This is a genomic window from Desulfobacter sp. (assembly GCA_028768545.1).
Lineage (GTDB): Bacteria > Desulfobacterota > Desulfobacteria > Desulfobacterales > Desulfobacteraceae > Desulfobacter.
This window is the reverse complement of record CP054838.1, coordinates 4,610,021-4,632,240: the sequence shown is the minus strand read 5'-3', so window position 1 is coordinate 4,632,240 and position 22,220 is coordinate 4,610,021. Positions and strand designations below refer to the sequence as shown.

General features: G+C 46.4%; 23 protein-coding genes. 11 read left to right on the top strand and 12 right to left on the bottom strand.

Annotated elements, in window-relative coordinates; genetic code table 11:
- Positions 1-229 precede the first annotated feature (229 nt).
- The 3 genes from HUN05_22520 (at position 230) to HUN05_22510 (ending at position 3,209) form a co-directional block, all read left to right on the top strand.
- Positions 230-937, top strand: coding sequence for a sel1 repeat family protein (locus tag HUN05_22520; protein ID WDP87557.1), 708 nt, complete (start codon positions 230-232; stop codon positions 935-937).
- A gap of 127 nt (positions 938-1,064) precedes the next feature.
- Positions 1,065-2,276 (top strand): IS256 family transposase, encoded by a 1,212-nt coding sequence (locus tag HUN05_22515; GenBank protein WDP87556.1) that lies wholly within the window; start codon positions 1,065-1,067, stop codon positions 2,274-2,276.
- A gap of 231 nt (positions 2,277-2,507) precedes the next feature.
- Complete coding sequence (locus HUN05_22510) at positions 2,508-3,209, top strand: hypothetical protein (protein ID WDP87555.1); 702 nt, start codon at positions 2,508-2,510, stop codon at positions 3,207-3,209.
- 82 nt (positions 3,210-3,291) lie between these two features.
- Here the strand turns inward: HUN05_22510 and HUN05_22505 are convergent, their stop codons facing one another.
- From HUN05_22505 to HUN05_22490, 4 genes are all read right to left on the bottom strand, one after another.
- Positions 3,292-4,023: a transporter substrate-binding domain-containing protein gene (locus HUN05_22505; GenBank protein WDP87554.1), complete on the bottom strand. Its 732-nt coding sequence runs from the start codon at positions 4,021-4,023 to the stop codon at positions 3,292-3,294.
- 252 nt (positions 4,024-4,275) lie between these two features.
- Positions 4,276-4,683 carry a hypothetical protein gene (locus HUN05_22500; protein ID WDP87553.1) on the bottom strand — a complete coding sequence of 136 codons (408 nt, stop codon included), beginning with the start codon at positions 4,681-4,683 and terminating at the stop codon, positions 4,276-4,278.
- Complete coding sequence (locus tag HUN05_22495) at positions 4,680-6,275, bottom strand: hypothetical protein (protein WDP87552.1); 1,596 nt, start codon at positions 6,273-6,275, stop codon at positions 4,680-4,682. Before HUN05_22495 ends, HUN05_22500 begins: the two co-directional genes overlap by 4 nt.
- A 2-nt stretch (positions 6,276-6,277) precedes the next feature.
- Entirely contained in the window at positions 6,278-6,628 is a 351-nt protein-coding gene (locus HUN05_22490) for a cupin domain-containing protein (GenBank protein WDP87551.1), read from the bottom strand.
- Positions 6,629-6,965: 337 nt separating this feature from the next.
- Here HUN05_22490 and HUN05_22485 point away from each other — a divergent pair, with 337 nt between their 5' ends.
- The gene (locus HUN05_22485; protein ID WDP88197.1) at positions 6,966-7,103 is read left to right on the top strand and encodes a hypothetical protein; all 138 of its coding nucleotides are present in this window, start codon (positions 6,966-6,968) and stop codon (positions 7,101-7,103) included.
- A gap of 59 nt (positions 7,104-7,162) precedes the next feature.
- On the opposite strand, the gene HUN05_22480 is transcribed toward HUN05_22485, so the two are convergent.
- A complete protein-coding gene (locus HUN05_22480) occupies positions 7,163-7,627 on the bottom strand; it encodes a cupin domain-containing protein (protein WDP88196.1) in 465 nt (154 codons plus the stop codon).
- A gap of 121 nt (positions 7,628-7,748) precedes the next feature.
- Here HUN05_22480 and HUN05_22475 point away from each other — a divergent pair, with 121 nt between their 5' ends.
- The 7 genes from HUN05_22475 (at position 7,749) to HUN05_22445 (ending at position 14,735) form a co-directional block, all read left to right on the top strand.
- Entirely contained in the window at positions 7,749-7,931 is a 183-nt protein-coding gene (locus tag HUN05_22475; protein ID WDP87550.1) for a hypothetical protein, read from the top strand.
- A gap of 56 nt (positions 7,932-7,987) precedes the next feature.
- Positions 7,988-9,148 (top strand): hypothetical protein, encoded by a 1,161-nt coding sequence (locus tag HUN05_22470; GenBank protein WDP87549.1) that lies wholly within the window; start codon positions 7,988-7,990, stop codon positions 9,146-9,148.
- 184 nt (positions 9,149-9,332) lie between these two features.
- Positions 9,333-10,544 carry an IS256 family transposase gene (locus tag HUN05_22465; GenBank protein WDP87548.1) on the top strand — a complete coding sequence of 404 codons (1,212 nt, stop codon included), beginning with the start codon at positions 9,333-9,335 and terminating at the stop codon, positions 10,542-10,544.
- Positions 10,545-10,700: 156 nt separating this feature from the next.
- Positions 10,701-11,348 carry a TRAP transporter large permease subunit gene (locus HUN05_22460; GenBank protein ID WDP88195.1) on the top strand — a complete coding sequence of 216 codons (648 nt, stop codon included), beginning with the start codon at positions 10,701-10,703 and terminating at the stop codon, positions 11,346-11,348.
- A gap of 29 nt (positions 11,349-11,377) precedes the next feature.
- Positions 11,378-12,601, top strand: coding sequence for a hypothetical protein (locus HUN05_22455; GenBank protein WDP88194.1), 1,224 nt, complete (start codon positions 11,378-11,380; stop codon positions 12,599-12,601).
- Positions 12,602-12,650: 49 nt separating this feature from the next.
- Positions 12,651-13,319 carry a GntR family transcriptional regulator gene (locus HUN05_22450; GenBank protein WDP88193.1) on the top strand — a complete coding sequence of 223 codons (669 nt, stop codon included), beginning with the start codon at positions 12,651-12,653 and terminating at the stop codon, positions 13,317-13,319.
- A 204-nt stretch (positions 13,320-13,523) separates the two neighbouring features.
- Positions 13,524-14,735, top strand: a complete 1,212-nt coding sequence (locus HUN05_22445; GenBank protein WDP87547.1) for an IS256 family transposase — start codon at positions 13,524-13,526, stop codon at positions 14,733-14,735.
- An 11-nt stretch (positions 14,736-14,746) separates the two neighbouring features.
- Here the strand turns inward: HUN05_22445 and HUN05_22440 are convergent, their stop codons facing one another.
- The 7 genes from HUN05_22440 to HUN05_22410 form a co-directional block, all read right to left on the bottom strand.
- Positions 14,747-15,832 (bottom strand): CapA family protein, encoded by a 1,086-nt coding sequence (locus HUN05_22440; GenBank protein ID WDP88192.1) that lies wholly within the window; start codon positions 15,830-15,832, stop codon positions 14,747-14,749.
- Positions 15,833-15,856: 24 nt separating this feature from the next.
- Positions 15,857-17,044 carry an alanine racemase gene (alr, locus tag HUN05_22435; protein ID WDP87546.1) on the bottom strand — a complete coding sequence of 396 codons (1,188 nt, stop codon included), beginning with the start codon at positions 17,042-17,044 and terminating at the stop codon, positions 15,857-15,859.
- Positions 17,044-17,895 (bottom strand): aminotransferase class IV, encoded by an 852-nt coding sequence (locus HUN05_22430; GenBank protein WDP87545.1) that lies wholly within the window; start codon positions 17,893-17,895, stop codon positions 17,044-17,046. The genes alr and HUN05_22430 overlap by 1 nt, the downstream gene beginning before the upstream one ends.
- 344 nt (positions 17,896-18,239) lie before the next feature.
- The gene (locus HUN05_22425; protein ID WDP87544.1) at positions 18,240-18,746 is read right to left on the bottom strand and encodes a ferritin; all 507 of its coding nucleotides are present in this window, start codon (positions 18,744-18,746) and stop codon (positions 18,240-18,242) included.
- A gap of 80 nt (positions 18,747-18,826) precedes the next feature.
- On the bottom strand, positions 18,827-19,654 hold the full coding sequence (locus HUN05_22420; GenBank protein ID WDP87543.1) for a methyltransferase domain-containing protein: 828 nt from the start codon (positions 19,652-19,654) through the stop codon (positions 18,827-18,829).
- Positions 19,654-21,603 (bottom strand): acetoacetate--CoA ligase, encoded by a 1,950-nt coding sequence (locus tag HUN05_22415; protein ID WDP87542.1) that lies wholly within the window; start codon positions 21,601-21,603, stop codon positions 19,654-19,656. Before HUN05_22415 ends, HUN05_22420 begins: the two co-directional genes overlap by 1 nt.
- Before the next feature lie 11 nt (positions 21,604-21,614).
- Entirely contained in the window at positions 21,615-22,193 is a 579-nt protein-coding gene (locus HUN05_22410; protein WDP87541.1) for a helix-turn-helix transcriptional regulator, read from the bottom strand.
- Between the last annotated feature and the right edge of the window lie 27 nt (positions 22,194-22,220).

Sequence of the window (22,220 nt, the reverse complement as noted above, 5' to 3'; positions counted from 1 at the left end):
GGCAGACCAGATATGAAAAAAACAGGTATCAGAATATCGACACGCGGCACTAAAGACCTTGAAAATAACCCAATCGGATCATTTTTTTGCCATGCAAAATATAAAGTGTTTTTTTAAATCATTATCTGTGCTGTTCCTGATGAGTCTTATATTCACAGCCTGTGATTCAGGGCCTAAGGATACAAATTCTCAAACGAATATCGAACCTTTGGTAGAGCAGGCCTTAAAGATGGAAATGGATAAGGCAGCAGAGGTCCCGCCCCAGCCTGACGCCCCATCAGAATTGGAAAAGGCAGTGGGGTATTATTTTAAAGGGAAAAATGCTGAGGCAGCGGTGCCGATTTTCACAAAACTGGCAGAGCAGAACAATCCAGATGCACACTACTATCTTGGCCTGATTTATATTGACAATGAATTACAATACCATGACATTGAACGGGGTATTTCACACCTGTCAGCTGCCGTTCATCTGGGGCATTCCCAGGCCATGCATCACATAGGCGTGATTTATGATAATGGGATCGGAGTTCAGCAGGATGCGCTTATGGCAAACGATTGGTATCGAAAAGCCAAACGCGTCCAAAAACCGGATCAGGCCAAGCCCTCTTTTTACAAACAAAAGGGTAATGGGCTTGAACAAGTTGAATATGACGAAATTTTTCAGGATCTGCTCAACCAGGCAGAGGGCGGCAATGCAGAGGTCCAGTACAGAGTGGCAAGGATCTACGATGAAGGGTGGCTGGTACCTCTCGATTTTACAAAGGCTTTGGAATGGTATGAAAAATCAGCCCGGAACAACTACGAAGAAGCTCAATTTACAATGGGCTATTTTTATTGCCGGGGGATTGGGGTGGAAAAGAATTTTAAATTAGCCAATGACTGGTTGTTAAAATCAAACCGCAGGGTGAGATGCCCGGACTCGTCCGGCATGGATTAGTAAAAAAGGAGGGGGAAATGTTGTCCTGGGGCATTCATGGATTTTCAAGAGGGTAAAAGGAGGGCGTTCAAAATTCTGTGTCAGTTGAATGAAAGCTGATATACTCAGCTAAATAAGGAGAACTGACATGACCGAAGAAAACACCGAATTTGATTTTCAAAAAGCCCTTAAAGGCATCCAGGAAGGTAAACCCTTCACAGGTAAGGGCGGCGTCCTTACATCATTAATCAAAAATCTTGCTGAAGCTGCTCTTGAAGGAGAGTTGGAGTCCCATCTCGGGCAGGAAGTTTCTGCCAACCGCCGTAATGGAAAAAGCAAAAAGACCATTAAATCCCTGGATGGTAAATTTGAGCTGGAAACCCCGCGTGACAAGGCCGGAACCTTCTCTCCACAGATCGTCAAAAAACATCAGACAACGCTCAGCGATGAAATTGAAAGAAAGATAATAGCCCTTTACGGCCTGGGCATGAGTTATAATGATATGGCTTCCCATTTACAGGAAATCTATGGACTTGAGATTTCAAATGCCACTCTGAGCACCATTACCGATAAAATCATCCATACCGTCAAAGAATGGCAGGCCAGGCCGTTGGAAAATGTGTACCCAATCGTATGGCTTGATGCCATACATTATAAAGTACGAGAAAACGGAAAGGTCGGCAGCAAAGCCGTTTACACAATTCTTGGGGTGAATATCGAGGGCCGCAAAGAGATTCTTGGGCTGTACATATCCGAGAATGAGGGTGCGAACTTCTGGCTGCAGGTGTTAACAGACCTTTCAAACCGAGGGGTAAAAGATATCCTGATTGCCTGTGTTGATGGTCTAAAAGGTTTTCCCGAGGCCATTGAGACCATATTCCCGGACACAGAAGTTCAACTCTGCGTAGTCCACCAGATCCGAAATTCATTGAAATACGTTGGTTCCAAAAATAAAAAGGAATTTATGGCAGATCTAAAACGTGTTTATAAAGCGGTCAATAAGGATCTGGCCGAAGAAGAACTGGATATCTTGGAAAATAAATGGAATGACAAATACCCGATTGTGATAAAATCCTGGCGGAACAACTGGGAACGCCTCAGTCATTTCTTTAAATATCCAGAAGAGATTCGACGGATAATATACACCACAAATACCATTGAGGCTGTGCATCGACAGTTTCGAAAACTGACCAAAACAAAGGGATCATTCCCGAACCAGGACAGCCTGTTAAAGCTGCTTTACATGGGGATCCAGAACGCCAGTAAAAAATGGACAATGCCGATTCAAAATTGGTCACTGACAATTTCCCAGTTGGCAATTTTCTTTGAAGGCCGGCTGGATAAAGAGCTGGGAATTTGATAGGGATTTATTTACAGATGGAAAAGATGGTTCCAGGAACTCCACTCCAGCAAAAGTCAACTCCTCCGACGTGGCTGATTGAAGGCCCATTCTCGGACCTGACTTTTACTTCCGCTGGCGCTGAGGCAGATCCGGGAACCGAAACCGTGACACAGAATTCTGAACATTCCCGGTAAAAGATTTAGGCCTGACCTTCAGGTGATTCAATATCCGGGTAAAGGATGATTAGCAATGAACAAACCATTTAAGCGGGTTGGGTTTTTAGGGGTGGTGGTCATTGGGATGAGTCTGTTTCTGGGCACGGTTTTTCCTGATAAAGCCCCCTGGATGATGGATGGTTTTTCCACTCCCATCTTGGCCTTTGAATTTGTCCAGTCCAAAGATGAGGTGATCCGGCTTTTTGGGTTGTCAAATTCAGAATCACAACCGTCCGGGGCACAATCCAATAGATCATCGATGATCTTGGCCATGGATTCTGGAAACGGGCTGGATTATATTTATATGGTGTTGTATGCATCGTTCTTGTTTTTCTTTTCTTTGGTCTGCAGAAAAATTACAGGGCAGGCCCTGTACTATGCCGCCAGTCTCATGGCGGTTGTTATCCTGTTTGCCGATGCCTTTGAAAATATACAATTGTTATCCATTACATCGAAAATGAGCCGCCTGGATTTTGCAAAAGAGTTAACTTTTTTGCATTGGTTCACCTGGATCAAGTGGGGAGGGATCTCCCTTGTTTTTTTGATTCTGGTGCCGTATTTTTTAAAGGGCCGGCTCTATTCAAAATTGATTGCCGCCACAGGCCTTTTGAGTTTTGTTCTGTCCATGCTGGCCTATTTTAACCGGTCTGTTTTGAACGAATTCATGGGCCTGTCTGTCGCACTGATGTTTGTTATGATGATCGGGTATTGTTTTACATATAAAGTTGAAACTTAAATGCACGAAGATTCTTTCAAGGATGTCTCGGCCAGGTGGAATGTGTTTTAGGCCGCGCTTTGATGTGCTTATTGATCATTTTTCATATAAATTTAGGTAAGACCTTTTTTTTTAGCTTTTTGAGTTCTTTGGAAAATGCGTTGACAAAAGAGGTGCTCACTGTTTTTTTATTGAAAATTATATAGAGACCATCTGTTTTTACAGGATTTTTAACGAATGGTATGATTTTGTTCAGGTTTAATCTTTTAACAATATGCACCCCGTTTCCAAATTCCGCCAGGGCAAAGTCTATACGCCCGGCATTCAGCTTTTTAAAATTCATCTCATCATTTGGAACCTCTACATAAACATTGTATTTTTTTGCAAAATTCCAAAATTCCGGGGTATAGCTGTATCCGCGCACTATGCCGACTGTTTTGCCATACAGGTCATCAAACGAGCGGAATTCAATTTTATTGTCTTTATTGCCCCAGATCACCCAAGGGGAGGTGACAATCGGTTCATCAGGGTAAAACGCAAAATCAGCCCTGGCTTTGGTGAAATTAGCGGAAAAAAGTGCGTCGGCCTTTCCTCTTTCAATCATGAGTATGGCCCGTTTCCATGGATAGGGTTTAAAGGTCGCCACATCGGCTCCCATCCGTTTGAAAACGATGCTGACAATTTTTGTGCTGAATCCGCTTAACCGCCCGTTTTCAACAGTCTGATACGGTGGCCATATATCACAGAGAATAGTGAGCTTCTTGGATTCCGCATGCGTAACGAATACCAAGAAAGAGAAAAATATAAAAAAGATGATCCTTTTTGAAATACGCATGGTGGTTTCCTTATCATTCACATCAACACACAAGGTAAACGTAAGTTAGCATCGGACGAAAATTTTATTAACGAATTCATTTTTTATCAAGAAACTTTTACGACGAAAATATAACAGTCTTGAAAATGGATGTAAAGCAGGATTGAAAATTCAGTATGGGCTTGCCTGAACAAAACTTTGATGTTGCAAAATTTCAGCAGAGCCTTGCCAGCCTTGATCAATAAAAAAAAGGCATTGTACAATCCAACACCTTTAAAGATCCTGGATATAAGGAACGATTATCTTAAGCTCATTGGGGCGGATCCTTCGCCAGGAAAAGGATAACAAGGCCTTATCACTCAGCTTGCCGCCAGGCGAAAGGTGTGCGATCCTGATTTTGTCTCCCAGTTCCACCCACAGGGTTTTTGTGGTGTCCAGGTCATAGTCCCTGGAAATTTTCTGTGCAAAATTATGGATATAATTTTTCAAGGAGGTGTTCATCACCCCCTGGGTCTTAATCCCCTTTAAAATTACGGCCGTGGGGAATAGATATTGAATTTTTGTTTGTTCATCCCCAAGGGTTACGATTCTGACCCGGTAGGCCCCGGGCCACCAGGTGACCGGGGGCTCACCGTTTTGGGATTTCCCATCCCATTCATAGATAAAATCATGGAGAATCATGGTCGCTCCTTTGCAAGGCAGCAGGCCCTGGCAAAATCTTCAGGATAGCATCCGCTGATCCATCGAAGCTGGGCTTCGGAAAAGGTGGCAGGGGCATAGGGCAGCCTGGGGATAAATGAATAAACCAGGTGCTGGCCCACATCCGCCTTGTTGAACCGGGCAGAAAACTCCAGGCCGGTCACCATCTGCGCGCCTAATTTTTCCAGGACCTGAATTGCGGTCAGCATGGCAAGGTCCAGGCTGTTTCTTGTTGCGGGATCTGCCGCCAGAATATGGGGACATGTCTTTTTGGTCATGAGCTGAAGCTCCCATTCACTGACTTGGGCCTTGGGGGCAAAAAGAAGAACCTGGTCATCTTCAAAGACAATGAGGGAGGACGGTCCTCCTTTTTTCCCGTCAGTCCGTTGGTTGGTCTGGACAGCCTTAATATAGGCAGGGAAAAAATCCTGGTTGTGTGCCGCTTTGAATTGACAAATAAAATCTGTGACAAGGTCTCCGCAGGAAAAACAGCCATAGGGATTCCCATCCTTGTCCTGGATATGTTCGGGAACCATGGCATTTTGCTGGTGGATCATCTGGTGGGAGGCATGGAGTCTGTGGCCGGACTGGGCAAAGCCGAATCCAAAATTCCACCCCCAAAGGGAGGTATTCAAATTCAGGCTTTTGGTATTTCCGGCTGCTATGGCCCGGCAGATTTCAAGCCGTAGGGCCTCAAGCCCGTCCAGGGTGAATTCTTTTTGATCTAAAGGCAAATCAATGCCCAGCTGTTGGGTTGTCCTGACATAGATTCGCTGGTAATAGAGGTGGCGAAGTCCCCTCATGTCAGCCAGGGTCAGATCCTTTGCCCGGTACCGGATCTTATCATTGGCCATGTTGGAGGCAAAATGACCCCAGGGAATATAGGAGTTGCGCCTTAGGTATTCAAATACATGGGTTTCTGAACCGGCCTCTCCAATGATTTCGCTGCTGCCCTGAATGCCGGGTCTTAACACCATAACCTCTTTGTAGGCATCGGGTAGAAAGGGATTGTTGCCCAAAATTTCATAGAGATCATGATCATGGATGAGGGGCCGGTATCCTTTGGAGGTCTTGTTGAATTCAAGGCCTGTCGGACCTTTGCCCGTTTCTAAAATCAGTGCGCAGGACTTTCTAGCCATGACTGCAAGTTCTTCCGGGTCTGTGGAGGCCTGGGCCAGGGCCAGCAGAAGGGGGCGGGGCAGGATATCCAAGATTTTTGGGAATGACTTTTTTTTGCCTGTTGATGCCTCCAGGTTTTTTAACAGGGAACAGCCTGGCTTGGGTGGCAGGGATACGGCCTCGGGCCTTCCTGCTCGGGGATCGGCCCAGGCCGAGTTGATAAAGGTGGCCCCCCTGAAGGGAAAAGGATTGGCAATCTCATAAATCCGGTCGGTCTTTTCTGCCTCTACTCCTCCTTTAGGGAAGTTGATCTGGTTGTCCACACAATGGCCGTCCGGCAGTTGACCAAGCCCTTGAACAAAGGTGTTTTGCCTTAGGTTGCTCACTTTAAATCCTGGGTCGTGGATCCCCACGATAAATTTTCCTTGAGGGCTGACACAGGTTCGAGGGGTCATGTTTACATCTCCGGCGCCTGGTGCGGGACAAGGCAGAGAAATGAAAATTCCTTGTCCCCCGTGTTTCTGATCTGGTGATCTTCGTTGGGGGGGACATAAACAACGGTTCCCTGGGTGATGTCGGTCCATTTGTCTTTGATAAAGATTTCGCCCTTTCCTTCAAGTACAAATATTTCATGTTCCCAGTCATGGGCGTGCCTGGGAGTGAATCCTTGGGGGCCGATGTCAAATTTTCGCATACAGAAGTTGGATGCGCCGTCTGCCTTGCCGATCAATATTCTGCCGGTGACATTTTTGACCATCTCGTTGTTCATGGTGACAGAGTCAATATCTGAATAGTGGGTTATTTTCAATGGACGTTCTCCTTGCAATTTGTTTGGTGGCCTATAGCTGCCGCGGCAGACAGGAGTTTAAAATACCTATGCCTAAAATAATGAGGGCGGAATCCCGGGATGTCAATGGCTATTCCGACAAAGGACCGGGAAAACTAAAGGAATCCATCTGAAATGGCCCGGAGTGCCGTCGCCAGGGCGGTTGATATATGGTAAATAATCGGCAATGATATATTTTTTGACATCGGATCCTGCCAAACGCCAGGGAGGCGCCATCCCCCTGAAAATTAATTTTTCACTTAGCTATATCCAGGGCTAGGCCAATGAATATGTATATGATACCGTCACAGGAGAAAAAATTAGCCAGCTGGACTGGGATATTAAAGATATCTTCATGGCCAAAGGAATGGTTTCTGCCCGGATGACTCCCCGGATTGTGTTTAACCTGGGGGGGGGGCCGGGACTGCTCACCAGACTCATGCCTTTTGTCTTTTAATCGGATTTATGTTTTAGTTGATCGGGGTGTCTTTTGGTCTTGAATTCCTGGGCAATATCCTAAATAAATTTTTTGAATTGAGTCTGGGTTTTATTAAATTTTGTCAGGTCCTGGTCTGAATCCTTAAGAAATGAAAAATCAGCAAAATCAAACCCCGGTGCCACCTTACACCCAACAAAACTGTAGTTTCCTTTGGTTTCAGCGGCCTGCCAGACGTTTCTCGGCACAAGGGCCATATAGTTCTGGCCCGGTCCCAGGGTCATTGGTTTGACCTGACTGCCGTCGTAGAGGAACAGATTTAAGGGGTCTCCCTGGTAAAAATGCCAGAGTTCATCATGAGCCACCCTGTGGAACCGGCTGACCTGGCCTTGGGTCAGCAGAAAATAAATATGGGTGGCCCAATGGCGTAAACTGCCCGTAACCGGTGACTTTCCACTCAGGTTTGACCGGTAGATCTCTTTGAAATATCCCCCTTCTGGATGGGGCGCAAGCGTGTATTTTTGGATCAGGGCGTTTATGCTCATGGGCTGCATCCAATCTTCCTGGGCGCATTCCCATTTTCCCGGTTTTAAAAAGGCCTGTCTTTTAGAGCAAAAAGAATGATATCCTCTGTTACGCTGAAATGAACATAAATGGATTGTGCTAATGAAGAAAGCTGAAGATTGTAATACTGTTGATGAAGTCCTTGCATGCCTCAAAGAACTGGAAGAAGATCCAAATCGCTTGGTTCGTAACGCTAACGAATTAGAACAGATGGAGCAGGAAATCCTTGAGTATACAAATCGGATAAGCGCCTTTTTTTTAAAAAAAAGATCCAGGCCTCAGTAGATTCCTCTGAACAGGTCGACCAAGAAAAAGAATTGATGTCCAATTGGCCGGGACGGATGAAAAGCGAAGGGCTTGAGACCGTTTGGATTCAGCTTTGTACAGATAGTTCGGTTGATATTCATGTTCGATACTATCGAAGGTCCTGTGACCGCCGAAAAGGAAAAAGATATAAAGGTGCATACGCTGGTTTAATCCTTCTTGGAATCCATGATCGCTGCTCGCCTGCTTTGGCTTCTATGGTGAGTTCTTGGTCAGCCTTATTAAGTTCTTTTGAAGAAGTCCGTCAAGTGCTTTGTGACCGTGGGATGACGTTGGGTATAAAGGTCATCCGTAAACTGACCTATCGGTACGCAGAGCGGGCTCGAGCCGAACAACAAGCGGGCCGAATCCCATTAAATGATGGAGATTTACTTGAAGGGCGGCGAGTCGTTATCAGCACTGATGGTGGCCGCACTCGGCTCAGAGAGAAGAAAAGGGGACCAAAAACCCAAAAGGATAGAACCCGATTTCGTGGGGCATGGCGAGAACCCAAGCTTTTGATCATTTATGTAGTGGACGCCCATGGAAAACAAGAAAAAAGCTTTTCACCATTTATTGATGGCTGTTTCAATGGACCGGATGGTGTATTCCACTTGTTAAAGGGTTATTTGAACTCCCTTCATATTCAGAACTCAGACAAAATACTGTTTGTTGCAGATGGGGCACATTGGATTTGGAATCGAATCCCCGGACTGCTAAAAGCATTGGGTTTGGCTCCTGAGCGTGTGTATGAACTTCTCGATTTCTACCATGCAGTTGAGCATCTGGGTACAGTAGTAGGCTTAAGGAAGACCTGGTCATCCAAGGAACGCAAACGCTGGGTATCGAAGCAGCGAGGTCTTCTGCTGAAGGGAAAGGCGATTGAGGTGGTACAGGCCGTCCAGAAGCTTTGTAGAGGCAGAAACAGTAAGGCTATTAAGACGGAACGGGATTATTTTGTGCGCAATGAACTGAGGCTTAATTTCTCAACTGTAAAAGCGTTGAACTTACCTATTGGCAGCGGTGCTATTGAAAGTTCGATTCGGAGAGTCGTGAATTTACGTCTTAAAGGTCCATGCATCTTTTGGTATCGGGAGAATGCAGAAAAAATGATTATGCTGCGATCATTTTATAAAGCAGGGCGTTGGAACTGCCTGAAGCAGATGGCAAACATGCACAATCCAGTGCCAGCGGTATAACCGGGAAAATGGGAATGCGCCCGTTTCGAAAACTGACCAAAACAAAGGGATCATTCCCGAACCAGGACAGCCTGTTAAAGCTGCTTTACATGGGGATCCAGAACGCCAGTAAAAAAGAGGGCGTTCAAAATTCTGTGTCAGTTGAATGAAAGCTGATATACTCAGCTAAATAAGGAGAACTGACATGACCGAAGAAAACACCGAATTTGATTTTCAAAAAGCCCTTAAAGGCATCCAGGAAGGTAAACCCTTCACAGGTAAGGGCGGCGTCCTTACATCATTAATCAAAAATCTTGCTGAAGCTGCTCTTGAAGGAGAGTTGGAGTCCCATCTCGGGCAGGAAGTTTCTGCCAACCGCCGTAATGGAAAAAGCAAAAAGACCATTAAATCCCTGGATGGTAAATTTGAGCTAAAAACCCCGCGTGACAGGGCCGGAACCTTCTCTCCACAGATCGTCAAAAAACATCAGACAACGCTCAGCGATGAAATTGAAAGAAAGATAATAGCCCTTTACGGCCTGGGCATGAGTTATAATGATATGGCTTCCCATTTACAGGAAATCTATGGACTTGAGATTTCAAATGCCACTCTGAGCACCATTACCGATAAAATCATCCATACCGTCAAAGAATGGCAGGCCAGGCCGTTGGAAAATGTGTACCCAATCGTATGGCTTGATGCCATACATTATAAAGTACGAGAAAACGGAAAGGTCAGCAGCAAAGCCGTTTACACAATTCTTGGGGTGAATATCGAGGGCCGCAAAGAGGTTCTTGGGCTGTACATATCCGAGAATGAGGGTGCGAACTTCTGGCTGCAGGTGTTAACAGACCTTTCAAACCGAGGGGTAAAAGATATCCTGATTGCCTGTGTTGATGGTCTAAAAGGTTTTCCCGAGGCCATTGAGACCATATTCCCGGACACAGAAGTTCAACTCTGCGTAGTCCACCAGATCCGAAATTCATTGAAATACGTTGGTTCCAAAAATAAAAAGGAATTTATGGCAGATCTAAAACGTGTTTATAAAGCGGTCAATAAGGATCTGGCCGAAGAAGAACTGGATATCTTGGAAAATAAATGGAATGACAAATACCCGATTGTGATAAAATCCTGGCGGAACAACTGGGAACGCCTCAGTCATTTCTTTAAATATCCAGAAGAGATTCGACGGATAATATACACCACAAATACCATTGAGGCTGTGCATCGACAGTTTCGAAAACTGACCAAAACAAAGGGATCATTCCCGAACCAGGACAGCCTGTTAAAGCTGCTTTACATGGGGATCCAGAACGCCAGTAAAAAATGGACAATGCCGATTCAAAATTGGTTACTGACAATTTCCCAGTTGGCAATTTTCTTTGAAGGCCGGCTGGATAAAGAGCTGGGAATTTGATAGGGATTTATTTACAGATGGAAAAGATGGTTCCAGGAACTCCACTCCAGCAAAAGTCAACTCCTCCGACGTGGCTGATTGAAGGCCCATTCTCGGACCTGACTTTTACTTCCGCTGGCGCTGAGGCAGATCCGGGAACCGAAACCGTGACACAGAATTCTGAACATTCCCTTTTTAAGTGCAAAATGGGCGCTGTTGGTACCCATAATCGTTCTTGGCGGTATTTATGGCGGTATATCAACACCAACGGAAGCCGCTGCTGTTGCCGTTGTTTACGCATTTGTCATAGAAGGGTTTGTTATTAAATCCCTTGATTGGGTGACGGTCTATGAAATATTAAAAAATTCGGCTGTCATAAGCTCTTCAGTCTTTTTGGTCGTTATCATGGCCACTGCATTGGGTCAGGTGTTTGTTTTACTGGGGTTACCGGATATGATGGTACAAATGTTATTAGGCATCTCTGATAAAACATATGTGCTGCTTCCAATCATTATCCTGTTTTTATTAGTTATGGGAACCTTTATGGATGCACTGGCAAATATTTTAATATTTGCACCCTTATTACTACCCGTGGTCACAAAGATTGGCGTTGATCCGGTTCATTTTGGAATTATTATGATCATTAATATCTCCATGGGGTTTTGTACGCCTCCTGTGGGGGTTAACCTTTTTATCGGAAGTGGGTTAAGCTCAGTGCCAATAGAAAAATTGAGTAAAGCCGTTCTCCCATTTTTATTGTCAATGATCGTGTCATTGCTAATCATTACCTTTTTTCCGGGTTTAAGCCTGTGGTTGTTGAAATAGTTGGAAAAATAATTCAAAGTAATCATGAAATGAAAATAACACCTAGTTCAAATAAAGCCATATTCGGTATCACCGGTCATGCCGGTGCAGGACATGTTCACAGTCATTCTGGGTTTATTCAAGATGACTCTGCTGGTTTTGCTGTAAGTATCAGTTTGATTGAAAAAGCCTATCCTTGTGATCTTACAATTGTAAAAGTCACGATTGACAATGGTACAATAAGCGTATTTACTCAGGATGGAGGGATGGGCAAAGCTGTTTCTAGAAGAGGGGTGACCCCCTATGAGTTTAATCTCATGCAAAATGCCATAGGTTCTGATGCTCGGTTTAGCCAAAGTATTGCCCTTAGAGCGTTTGGACGAATTTATGGACAGGGGGTGCTGGAAGCGCCGGTCTCTTTTCAAACCGCTGTTTGTTTGGCTGTGATCAACACGTTTAAAAAAAAATATCCCAACAATATTCCTGTTTTTAAAGAAGGAATTAGATGTAATGTAGGGGCATGTTTAGGAACAACTCTTGCGATTGACAATATAGATGTTGCTGTAATGGCTGTATTGAATGCAACACGCGGGGGGATAGGGCCAGTAGAAGATCAAGAAGGAAATTTGAATTTCTACTCAAAAGGCCAACTCATGGACACCCTTGGGATAGAAAATATTCCAACGATCGTATTGGAAAGTAAAGCCTATATCCCGTCCATCTCTGATTCGTTAGATACCCCCTCTTTTTTGGTTAGGTATAACAAGGAAATGGACAATCCTGCTGTTGGCAAGGCATTGTCTGATGCAATAAGAAAAGATGGTCTGCCCTTAATTCAATCAGATACAGCCTACCCCAGATATTCCGGAGAAATGAGAGAGATTACAGCCAATTTAGGTCGCAGGATCTGTGATATTGGTCGGCAACTTGAATGTGCAAAAAAATCATCCGACAAGGTTCGGCTGATAGGAGAACTTGCGATTTTGATAAGCCAGGATGCCGGTGGTGTAAGTTATATGACCGAGGAACTTCACGAGATAGTTGCCGGTGGTGGCTTAATACCCGGAACAGCAGCGGTTTTATCAATGGCGGTTGATAAATTGTATATAAAACAGAATGTTATTCCTGAGTTTACAAAAAAAGATTGCTCGAACTATATTAGTATTGTAGTAAATGCAATTAAAATATTATCGGAAAATATCGAAAAGGCAAAGGGCTATCTCAGCAGGAAAAAAGAGTATAATAAAGATTCTATTGAAAAACGGATTTCCTGAAACTACCTTAAATTTATTTCTGATTTTTATCATTAAAAGGGAAGATTATTTGGCTGATTTTAAAAAAACAACCTATTGTGATCAAATTGTCGATTTTATAAAAAGCAAACTATTAAATGGAGAACTCTCACCAGGGGATCCTGTCCGAGAGGTTACAATCGCTTCGGAATTATCCATAAGCCGTGCTCCGGTTCGTGAAGCCATGCAAGTACTGCTAAGGGAGGGGCTTATTCAGGCCCACCCCCAAAAAGTGAAACGAATTACTGCATTGACGTCCAAGCAAATTAAAAACAGCTATTTTACAGGTGGTGTTCTGGAAGCTGCAGCAGTCGCTGTTTCCATAAAACGTTACACTAAAACTGATATTGATAGGCTAAATATGATACTGGGTAAAATGAAAAAAGTTGCAGATAACAACGGTCAAATCTCTGATTTGGTTCCCCTTGATAACGATTTTCATGATATCCTTTTTTCTAAAATAGACAACGATCTCATTGTTGAACTTTGCAGACGTTCATGCCAGGGAATCTCAAAATTTTTGCTTTATAAACACTGGATAAAGCTTTTTTCTACTGAACAAGTTTATCAAAGACATAAAAAAATTATAGAAGCCCTTTCTACCAAAGACCCACATATCATTGAAAGCATTTTAAGAGAGCATTATTTTGAATCTGGTGAAAAAATGTCTAAATATGGTGTTGATATTATGGAAAAATAAATTTGTGGATTGTGAATCCAAAGCTGTCCTCTGTGTTTTTATATCAGTAAATTATTGTTAGGCAAATGCAAATTTATCTGAATATCAATTGGATAAAGTCTTTTAATTGTTTATAGGCTGATCCAGCACTTTGCGGGAGGGCGTTCAAAATTCTGTGTCAGTTGAATGAAAGCTGATATACTCAGCTAAATAAGGAGAACTGACATGACCGAAGAAAACACCGAATTTGATTTTCAAAAAGCCCTTAAAGGCATCCAGGAAGGTAAACCCTTCACAGGTAAGGGCGGCGTCCTTACATCATTAATCAAAAATCTTGCTGAAGCTGCTCTTGAAGGAGAGTTGGAGTCCCATCTCGGGCAGGAAGTTTCTGCCAACCGCCGTAATGGAAAAAGCAAAAAGACCATTAAATCCCTGGATAGTAAATTTGAGCTGGAAACCCCGCGTGACAGGGCCGGAACCTTCTCTCCACAGATCGTCAAAAAACATCAGACAACGCTCAGCGATGAAATTGAAAGAAAGATAATAGCCCTTTACGGCCTGGGCATGAGTTATAATGATATGGCTTCCCATTTACAGGAAATCTATGGACTTGAGATTTCAAATGCCACTCTGAGCACCATTACCGATAAAATCATCCATACCGTCAAAGAATGGCAGGCCAGGCCGTTGGAAAATGTGTACCCAATCGTATGGCTTGATGCCATACATTATAAAGTACGAGAAAACGGAAAGGTCGGCAGCAAAGCCGTTTACACAATTCTTGGGGTGAATATCGAGGGCCGCAAAGAGGTTCTTGGGCTGTACATATCCGAGAATGAGGGTGCGAACTTCTGGCTGCAGGTGTTAACAGACCTTTCAAACCGAGGGGTAAAAGATATCCTGATTGCCTGTGTTGATGGTCTAAAAGGTTTTCCCGAGGCCATTGAGACCATATTCCCGGACACAGAAGTTCAACTCTGCGTAGTCCACCAGATCCGAAATTCATTGAAATACGTTGGTTCCAAAAATAAAAAGGAATTTATGGCAGATCTAAAACGTGTTTATAAAGCGGTCAATAAGGATCTGGCCGAAGAAGAACTGGATATCTTGGAAAATAAATGGAATGACAAATACCCGATTGTGATAAAATCCTGGCGGAACAACTGGGAACGCCTCAGTCATTTCTTTAAATATCCAGAAGAGATTCGACGGATAATATACACCACAAATACCATTGAGGCTGTGCATCGACAGTTTCGAAAACTGACCAAAACAAAGGGATCATTCCCGAACCAGAACAGCCTGTTAAAGCTGCTTTACATGGGGATCCAAAACGCCAGTAAAAAATGGACAATGCCGATTCAAAATTGGTCACTGACAATTTCCCAGTTGGCAATTTTCTTTGAAGGCCGGCTGGATAAAGAGCTGGGAATTTGATAGGGATTTATTTACAGATGGAAAAGATGCTGGTTTGTGGTCAGCCGGTTCCTGAACATGGCCGCCCCTTTGCCCGGGTCTGAGGATAGCTTTTCCATGATCATGGCCACTTCGTTTTTAAATCCGTCAGCCCCGTAATAGCTTAAAAACCCTTTCCAGGCATCTTTAATTCCGGCCTGGGTCTCAAGGGGGGATGAAATGTCTTTTAACCGGTTGAAAAAAATTTGTTTTTCCCGGGTGTCAAGCCCTGAGATGCCCAAATCATGGATCTTATAGGGAATGACCTCAAGGCTGGCTGTGCCTTTGTCACATACCCCGATTTTGACCATATACCCAAGTTTTCGCCAGAAAAAATCGGTGGGCTGGAAAAAGACAAAATTGCCCAGGCTGCAGCAGATGGGTACCCCCTGGTGAATCAGGATGCCCTGGGGAACATGGGGGTGGTGGCCGATGACGGCATCTGCCCCTGCCTCGGCCAATTGTTTAAAGGCTGACATCACATAGGGGGGGGCAAAGGGGATATATTCCAGGCTGCAATGGGCAACAACAATGACAAGATCGGTATTTTGTTTTAAGCGTTTGATTTGGGCCTCTAGGGCCGGGATATCCCAGCCCATGACCCCGGGGCCTTTTCCGGCACCTGTGAGGTCTTCGCCTTCGCTGAAATTGACAATGGCGATGTTAATGCCCTGGGCCGTCAATATCAGAGGCGTTTGGGCCTCTTTCAGGTCCATGCCTGCACCCACATGTTTAATTTTGTTTTGGTCCAAAACATCAAGGGTCTCTTGAAAGGCTGACAGGCCATAATCAAACATATGGTTGTTGGCCAGGGTCACGGCATCAAAGGGGACTGCGCCAAGGCCCAGTACATCTTTTGCCTCTCCTTTGAACACCGCCCCGCTTTTGGTCGCAGGACGGCCAATATCACTCAAGGGGGCTTCAAGATTGGCAAGGCTTAGGTCGGCAGCCTGCAGCATTGGGAGCAGATTTCCGTAAACAGATCGGGGATCCTTTTGGATCAGGGGGCAAAATCCCGAATGGGGGCCCAGTCTCCGGCAATGATGATGCTGGCCTCCGCTTTTTTTCCGGAGGTCCAGGTGCTAAAATCAAAGGAAGACAATTTATTCATTTAATTGGGTTCCTGAATTCAGGTGGGAAAGAGGCATGCGGGCGGTCAGTCCCGCTGTGACCTCATAGTTGATGGTGCCCATGATTTTGGCAATATCCTCTGCCAGAACCGCATTTTTGTCCTGAACGCCCATGATAATAACCTTTTCCCCCACAACGGCACCGGGAATATGGCCTATATCAATAAGGGTAAAGTCCATGCATACCCGGCCGATCACCGGCGCTTTTTGTCCTTGGACCAGCATGTGGCCCCGGTTGGATAAAAGACGGCTGTACCCGTCGGCATAGCCTATGGGGACTGTGGCGATCCGTGTGGGTGAGGGGGTGACATGGGTGGACCCATAGCTGACCCCGAACCCTTTGGGCACAGATTTGATCTGGATGATTCTGGATTCAATGGACATGGCAGGGGCGAGGGATATCCGGGTCTGGTCCACGGCATCCGAGGGCCAGAGCCCGTAAATGGCAATGCCTGGCCTTACCATATCAAAATGGGATTCGGCCAGGTCAATGAGGGCGGCTGAATTGGCTGCATGGATGATCTCAGGCCGGCTGTTTTTTTCAGCCAGCAGGTCTATCAGTCTGGAAAATCCTCGAACCTGGGCCATGGCATGGGTTTTATCCTTTTCATCTGCCCTGGCCAGGTGGGTGTACATCCCTTCCACGGCCAGCCCCTTAATGGCGCCAATGGCGAAAATATCTTCAACCAGGCCCGGGGTTGGAATGTCGAGTCCTGGCTGGCCCTGGATCAACCCGAGCCTGCCCATGCCCGTATCCACCTTGATGTGGATTTTTAAAGGCTTTTTCCCTCGAACAGCCTCTGCGCCCAAAGCCTTTGCCGTGGCAAGGTCGGTTATGGTGGCCCTGATATCATGTTCTGCCAGGTAGGAGACCTGATTGGGCATGATTTCACCAAATAAAAGAATGGGGGCTGTGATCCGGACCTTTCTTAATTCCACGGCTTCTGAAATCCTTGCCACGGCCAGAAAATCCGCCTTGTTTGCCAGGGCGGTTCTGGCCACGGGCACGGCACCGTGGCCGTAAGCATTGGCCTTGACCACGGCCATGAATTTTGTACCCGGTGCGGTCAGGCCTTTTAACGCCCTGATATTTTGTCCCAGAATGCCAAGATCCACCTTTACCCGGGTCAGGGATTCAAGACAAGAGGAGGTCTCCTTCATCAGGCCGCAACCTCTCCAATCCCGTATTCCTTTGTGTACGCTGCCCAGGTGCTGAGCAGGGCCTTTGTTTTTTCTCCGGGTTTGCCGTTGCCGATCATGAGTTCATCCACCTGGATCACCGGAACGATTTCTTTGTTGGAGGCTGTAATAAAGATTTCGTCCATCTGGTCAAGTTCCTCTGCATTGATATGGCGCAGCTGAATCTCATGGGTCTCTTTGAGCAGTTCCAGCACTTTTTTACGGGTCACACCGGGCAGGATGGTATCGGGCGGGGTGATCAGGGTGTTTCCCTTGAAACAGAAAAAGTTGGTGGTGGTGCCTTCCAGCAGCCTGCCCTGGCTGTCCTTGTAAATGGCTTCAACCCCTCCCTGGGCATGGGCTTTTTGCTGGGCAAAGACGGCTGACAGGTAATTGGTGGATTTTGAGGCCGGGATAAACCGCTCCATATCCACGGTGATGACCTTGGTTCCCTTGGTATACCACCAGTCGGGCAGTTCCAGTTTAGGGGTGACCATGACCATGAGGATGCCGTTGCCCTGGGGGGTTACCCCGTCTGGGCTGATGCCGCCGGAATAAACGATCCTGATGTTGGACTCTGTATGGTGGGAATTTTTTTCCAGGGTCTTTAAAACAATATCACAGATTTCTTTGTTGGAGTGGGTCAGACTCAGCCCGATCTCTCTGGCTGAATTTTCAAGCCGGGCCACATGGGTTTCAAGGCAGAAGGGACGCCTGTTGTACGTGATCAAAAAATCAAAGACGCCAAATCCTCTTAATACGGTGATATCCTTGGCCGGAATCACGGCCTGGTCCTCTGGTACAAATTCTCCGTCAATATAATAGATATCCATTGTTTTCCTTTCCACATTTTTTATTGAAGCATAATTTTAAGAACGGCTTTTCTGATAAAAAGATATCTGAATATTTGGCCCGGAGTCAAGAAAAAATTCTTATTAATGCATAAAAACCAGGATTTTATGCATATAATATGCAATTATGCGGAAAAAATATGCTTTTTAGTGAATTGGTCTGTCATTGATTTTCAAGGTGCAACATCAAATGGTAGATGACCAAGACCCCAGGGCTGAAATGATAGTGGGGAAGTGCCGGACCCTGATACGGCTGAGAGACGGGCCCTGGCTGATTTGACCCTCAGCCGGTGCCGCCCTGGGGTGATTTTCAGGCGGTTGCCCGATTACCGGGCCGGGGGGGTAAAGGTTCGCCGGGCAAGTTCCCCGTCGAGCATGAGCAGCCCATGGCCTTGTCCCTTGACCAGTTTGAGTTTGTTTAAAATGGTTTCCATGGAGGCCTCTTCTTCAACCTGCTCTTCAACAAACCAGTTTAAAAAATGCCTTGTGGCATGGTCGTTTTCTGAAATGGCAAGATCCATGAGCGTGTTGATAAGCCCGGATACCAGTTTTTCGTGGTCATAGGCCAGTTGGAAGACCTCCAAAGGGGACTTGAACTCGGTCTTCGGGGCTTCGATGGCCCCCAGGGTCACCTGTCCGCCTTTTTCATTGAGAAAACGGTACATTTTCATGGCATGGAACCTTTCCTCTTCCACCTGGACTAAAAAAAAGTTTTCAAAACCGCTCAGCCCGGTTGAATTAAAATAAGATGCCATGGACAAATAATAATACTCTGAAAAGAGTTCACGGTTGATCTGATAGTTGATGGCTTTTTCAAGTTTTTCAGATATCATGGGACCTCCTTTGAATAAATTTGATACAGAGTGTATCCTTATTTTTGCTCCGGTTCAACGCAGGAAAGCATTTTTACGCTTTATTTTTTGATGAGAACCGCTTCAATGCAGCGGATGGCGTTTTTTGAAAAATTGGTTTCCATGTTTGGACCGAAAAGGGCGGCATTTTGCCCAAAGACCAGGCCGGGATTCAAGGGGCCTTGTCCTTTTTCTCTTTTAACGGCATTGACCTTTTTCCACCAGGCTGCACTCTGGGAGGTGAGGTCTTTAAAAAAATTTAATACAAAACCCGTGTTTTCCAGCTGGGACAAGAGATTTTCCCAGTCCGGCACAAATGAGATGGATGGATCCGAAGCCCAGGGGACCGGCATCAGGGGGGCAGGCCCTTGGCCCTGGGTGATTTCGTGGAGAATGAGTTTGCCTCCGGGTTTAACAACCCTGAAAAATTCAGCCAGGGCCTTTGGCTTGTCTTCAAGGTTCATGAGGATATGCTGGCATAAAATGGCGTCAAAATGATTGGTTTCAAAGGGCAGATCCAAAACAGACCCCTGGAAAAAGCAAATGTCGCAGGTCTGGTCCAGGCCGCACCATTGGGTGAGTGTTTCAGCGGTGTTTACAAAGTCCTGGCAAAGATCGATCCCCACCATCTTCAGGTTGAATTTTTCAGCCAGGAGCCTGGAAGATCCCCCCAGGCCGCAGCCGGCATCAAGAACAGATGCATCTTTGGCAAGTCCGGCCAGTTTGCCCATGGCAAGGGTGGCCGGGGCCCCGCCCGTATGAAGCTGGTCCACAGGGCCAAGATCCCGGAGGGTCAGATCCTTTGGGGATTTGCCCATAATGTTCATGCCTGCCCGGATTTTTTGGATCAGGTCCGGGCAGGCATAATGGGTTTTAACAGAATCGGTCATCAGGATTTGAGCGCCTCAAGATCGCCGAAAAAATCCAGGGATTCAGGATTTTTCAGGGCATCTTTATTTTTGACCTCTTTGCCCACAATCATGTGACGGACCGCAAGTTCCACCTTTTTCATGTTCAGGGTGTAGGGGATATCCGGGGTTTCAATGATTTTGGCCGGCACATGCCTGGGCGATGCATGGGTGCGGATATCGGCACGGATCCGTTTTTCAAGTTCAGGCGTCAGGGTGATGCCCGGGGCCAGCTTGGCAAAAAGGATGACCCTGACATCGTTGTTCCAGGGCTGGCCCACCACCACGGAATCATCGATTTCCGGCATGGCGTCCAGGCGGCGGTAGATTTCAGCCGTGCCGATACGGACGCCCCCCGGGTTCAAGGTGGCATCGGACCGGCCGAACATGATCATTCCGCCCCTGGAGGTAACTTTGACAAAATCTCCATGGGTCCAGATATTTGGATAATGGTCAAAATAGGCAGAATGGTATTTGCTTCCGTCCTTGTCTCCCCAGAAATAGATGGGCATGGAGGGAAAAGGCGCCGTACAGACCAGTTCTGCCTGCTCATCCACCACAGGGTTTCCGTCCGGATCATAGGCAAAGACCTTCATGCCAAGGCCCCGGCACTGCAGCTCTCCCACATATACCCCGCCCATGGGGTTGCCCAGGGCAAAACAGCCGTTCAGGTCCGACCCTCCTGAAATGGAGGCCAGCTGGATATCTTTTTTAATACACTCATAGACAAAGTGAAAATTTTCATCTGACAGGGGAGAGCCTGTGGATAGAACGGATTTGAGTGGACTTAAGTCAAATTGTTCCCCGGGTTTTACCCCGGCGTTTTTAAGGGCTTCAATATATCCTGCAGAGGTGCCGAAGACCGTGACTTTTTCATCCTGGGCCATCTGCCAGAGGGCGTCAGGGCCGGGATGAAAGGGGTTGCCGTCAAAGAGTACCAGGGTGGTGCCTGTGCTCAATGCGCAGGTCAGCCAGTTCCACATCATCCATCCGCAGGTGGTAAAATAAAAGATCGTATCCTTCGGGCCCAGGTCGGTGTGCAGGACCAGTTCTTTTTTCTGGTGGAGCAGGACCCCGCCCACGCTTTGGACCATGCATTTGGGAAGGCCTGTGGTGCCCGAAGAGTACATAATGTAAAGCGGATCGTCAAAATTCATCTGAGCAAATTCGATCTCTTTGGCGTCAGGAGCCTCGAAATCTTTGAAATGAACCGAGTTGGGCAGAGACGAGATATCCGGAACCTCACTCACATAGGGAATGACAACGATTTTTTCAATGGAGGGAATCTCTTTTACAATGCCTGCGATTCTTTCTATGGAGTCCAGGGGCTTGCCCTTGAAAAAATACCCATCTGCCGTGAACAAGACCTTGGGCCTGGTCTGGCCGAACCGGTCCAGCACCCCCTTGATCCCGAAGTCCGGGGAGCAGGAGGACCAGACAGCGCCCAGGCTGGTTGCCGCCAGCATGGCCACAATGGATTCAGGCATGTTGGGGACAAACCCCACCACCCGGTCGCCTGCAACAATTCCTGCGGTTTTAAGGGCTGCGGCCGTCTGGGCCACCTCGTTGTAGAGCTGGTCGTAGGTCAGACTGCGCCTGATTTTGTCCTCTCCCCGGAAAATCAGCGCCGGTCTGTCGTTTCTGAATCTGAGCAGATTTTCGGCAAAGTTGAGTTTGGCTCCGGGAAAAAATTTTGCCCCGGGCATCTTGTCCTTGTCCCGGATTACCTGTTCATAGGGCTGGGAATGCTCGATATCCAGGAACTCCCAGGCCAGACCCCAGAAATCTTCAAGGTTTTCAACCGACCACTCCCAAAGCCCGGGATAGTCCGTAAAGGTTTTGTCAAACGTCTGGTTGACTTTGGACATGAACTCGTACATTCGGGTCTGCTTGATTCTCTGTTCGCTTGGCTGCCACAACAGACTAGGCATAAGGTTTCTCCTTATTCGTAAAGAACCGCAAGAATAGTCGCTTTCGGGGTTTTTGCCGTGAGATAATGGGGGGTGGTGGACAAATAATAGGCACTGTCTCCGGGCGCAAGATCATAGGAATCCTTGGCAATGGTGAGATTGGCTGTCCCCTCCAGCACATAGATGAATTCCTCTCCGTTGTGCACGGATATTTCGCTTTCCTCTGTATTCTCCAATTGAACGATCAGAGCTTCCATATGCCGGCCCTGGACTTCAGGGGCAAGGCTCATATAGGAGTATACATTTTTTTTCCCGGTCTTGGAGGCGGATCTTGCCACCTGTTTGCGCTGGTTTTTCCGGGTGATGGAGTAGAGTTTGGTGCCCATGCCCAGCTGGGGTTTTTCCCTGCCCGCTTCAATGGCTTCCAGCTTTTCAACCTTGAACCCTGTGAGGCTGGACAGATCGGCAAGGGATATGCCCCGCTCTTTTCTGAGCTGCCGTATCCGTGTCCCCACCTCATCCACATCACCGGCCTTGCCATCGCTGATATGGCCGGTGAGATCTTCAAAATAATCCACGTTGATATGGGGAATTTTGTCTTCTTTTTCCATGGCATCTCCTTTGATCGAATGATTGAC

Coding starts and splice junctions, on each gene's coding strand:
- HUN05_22520 (WDP87557.1), top strand. CDS start 230: ATGGAAATGGATAAGGCAGCAGAGGTCCCGCCCCAGCCTGACGCCCCA.
- HUN05_22515 (WDP87556.1), top strand. CDS start 1,065: ATGACCGAAGAAAACACCGAATTTGATTTTCAAAAAGCCCTTAAAGGC.
- HUN05_22510 (WDP87555.1), top strand. CDS start 2,508: ATGAACAAACCATTTAAGCGGGTTGGGTTTTTAGGGGTGGTGGTCATT.
- HUN05_22505 (WDP87554.1), bottom strand. CDS start 4,023: ATGCGTATTTCAAAAAGGATCATCTTTTTTATATTTTTCTCTTTCTTG.
- HUN05_22500 (WDP87553.1), bottom strand. CDS start 4,683: ATGATTCTCCATGATTTTATCTATGAATGGGATGGGAAATCCCAAAAC.
- HUN05_22495 (WDP87552.1), bottom strand. CDS start 6,275: ATGACCCCTCGAACCTGTGTCAGCCCTCAAGGAAAATTTATCGTGGGG.
- HUN05_22480 (WDP88196.1), bottom strand. CDS start 7,627: ATGAGCATAAACGCCCTGATCCAAAAATACACGCTTGCGCCCCATCCA.
- HUN05_22475 (WDP87550.1), top strand. CDS start 7,749: ATGAAGAAAGCTGAAGATTGTAATACTGTTGATGAAGTCCTTGCATGC.
- HUN05_22470 (WDP87549.1), top strand. CDS start 7,988: ATGAAAAGCGAAGGGCTTGAGACCGTTTGGATTCAGCTTTGTACAGAT.
- HUN05_22465 (WDP87548.1), top strand. CDS start 9,333: ATGACCGAAGAAAACACCGAATTTGATTTTCAAAAAGCCCTTAAAGGC.
- HUN05_22455 (WDP88194.1), top strand. CDS start 11,378: ATGAAAATAACACCTAGTTCAAATAAAGCCATATTCGGTATCACCGGT.
- HUN05_22445 (WDP87547.1), top strand. CDS start 13,524: ATGACCGAAGAAAACACCGAATTTGATTTTCAAAAAGCCCTTAAAGGC.
- alr (WDP87546.1), bottom strand. CDS start 17,044: ATGAAGGAGACCTCCTCTTGTCTTGAATCCCTGACCCGGGTAAAGGTG.
- HUN05_22430 (WDP87545.1), bottom strand. CDS start 17,895: ATGGATATCTATTATATTGACGGAGAATTTGTACCAGAGGACCAGGCC.
- HUN05_22425 (WDP87544.1), bottom strand. CDS start 18,746: ATGATATCTGAAAAACTTGAAAAAGCCATCAACTATCAGATCAACCGT.
- HUN05_22420 (WDP87543.1), bottom strand. CDS start 19,654: ATGACCGATTCTGTTAAAACCCATTATGCCTGCCCGGACCTGATCCAA.
- HUN05_22415 (WDP87542.1), bottom strand. CDS start 21,603: ATGCCTAGTCTGTTGTGGCAGCCAAGCGAACAGAGAATCAAGCAGACC.
- HUN05_22410 (WDP87541.1), bottom strand. CDS start 22,193: ATGGAAAAAGAAGACAAAATTCCCCATATCAACGTGGATTATTTTGAA.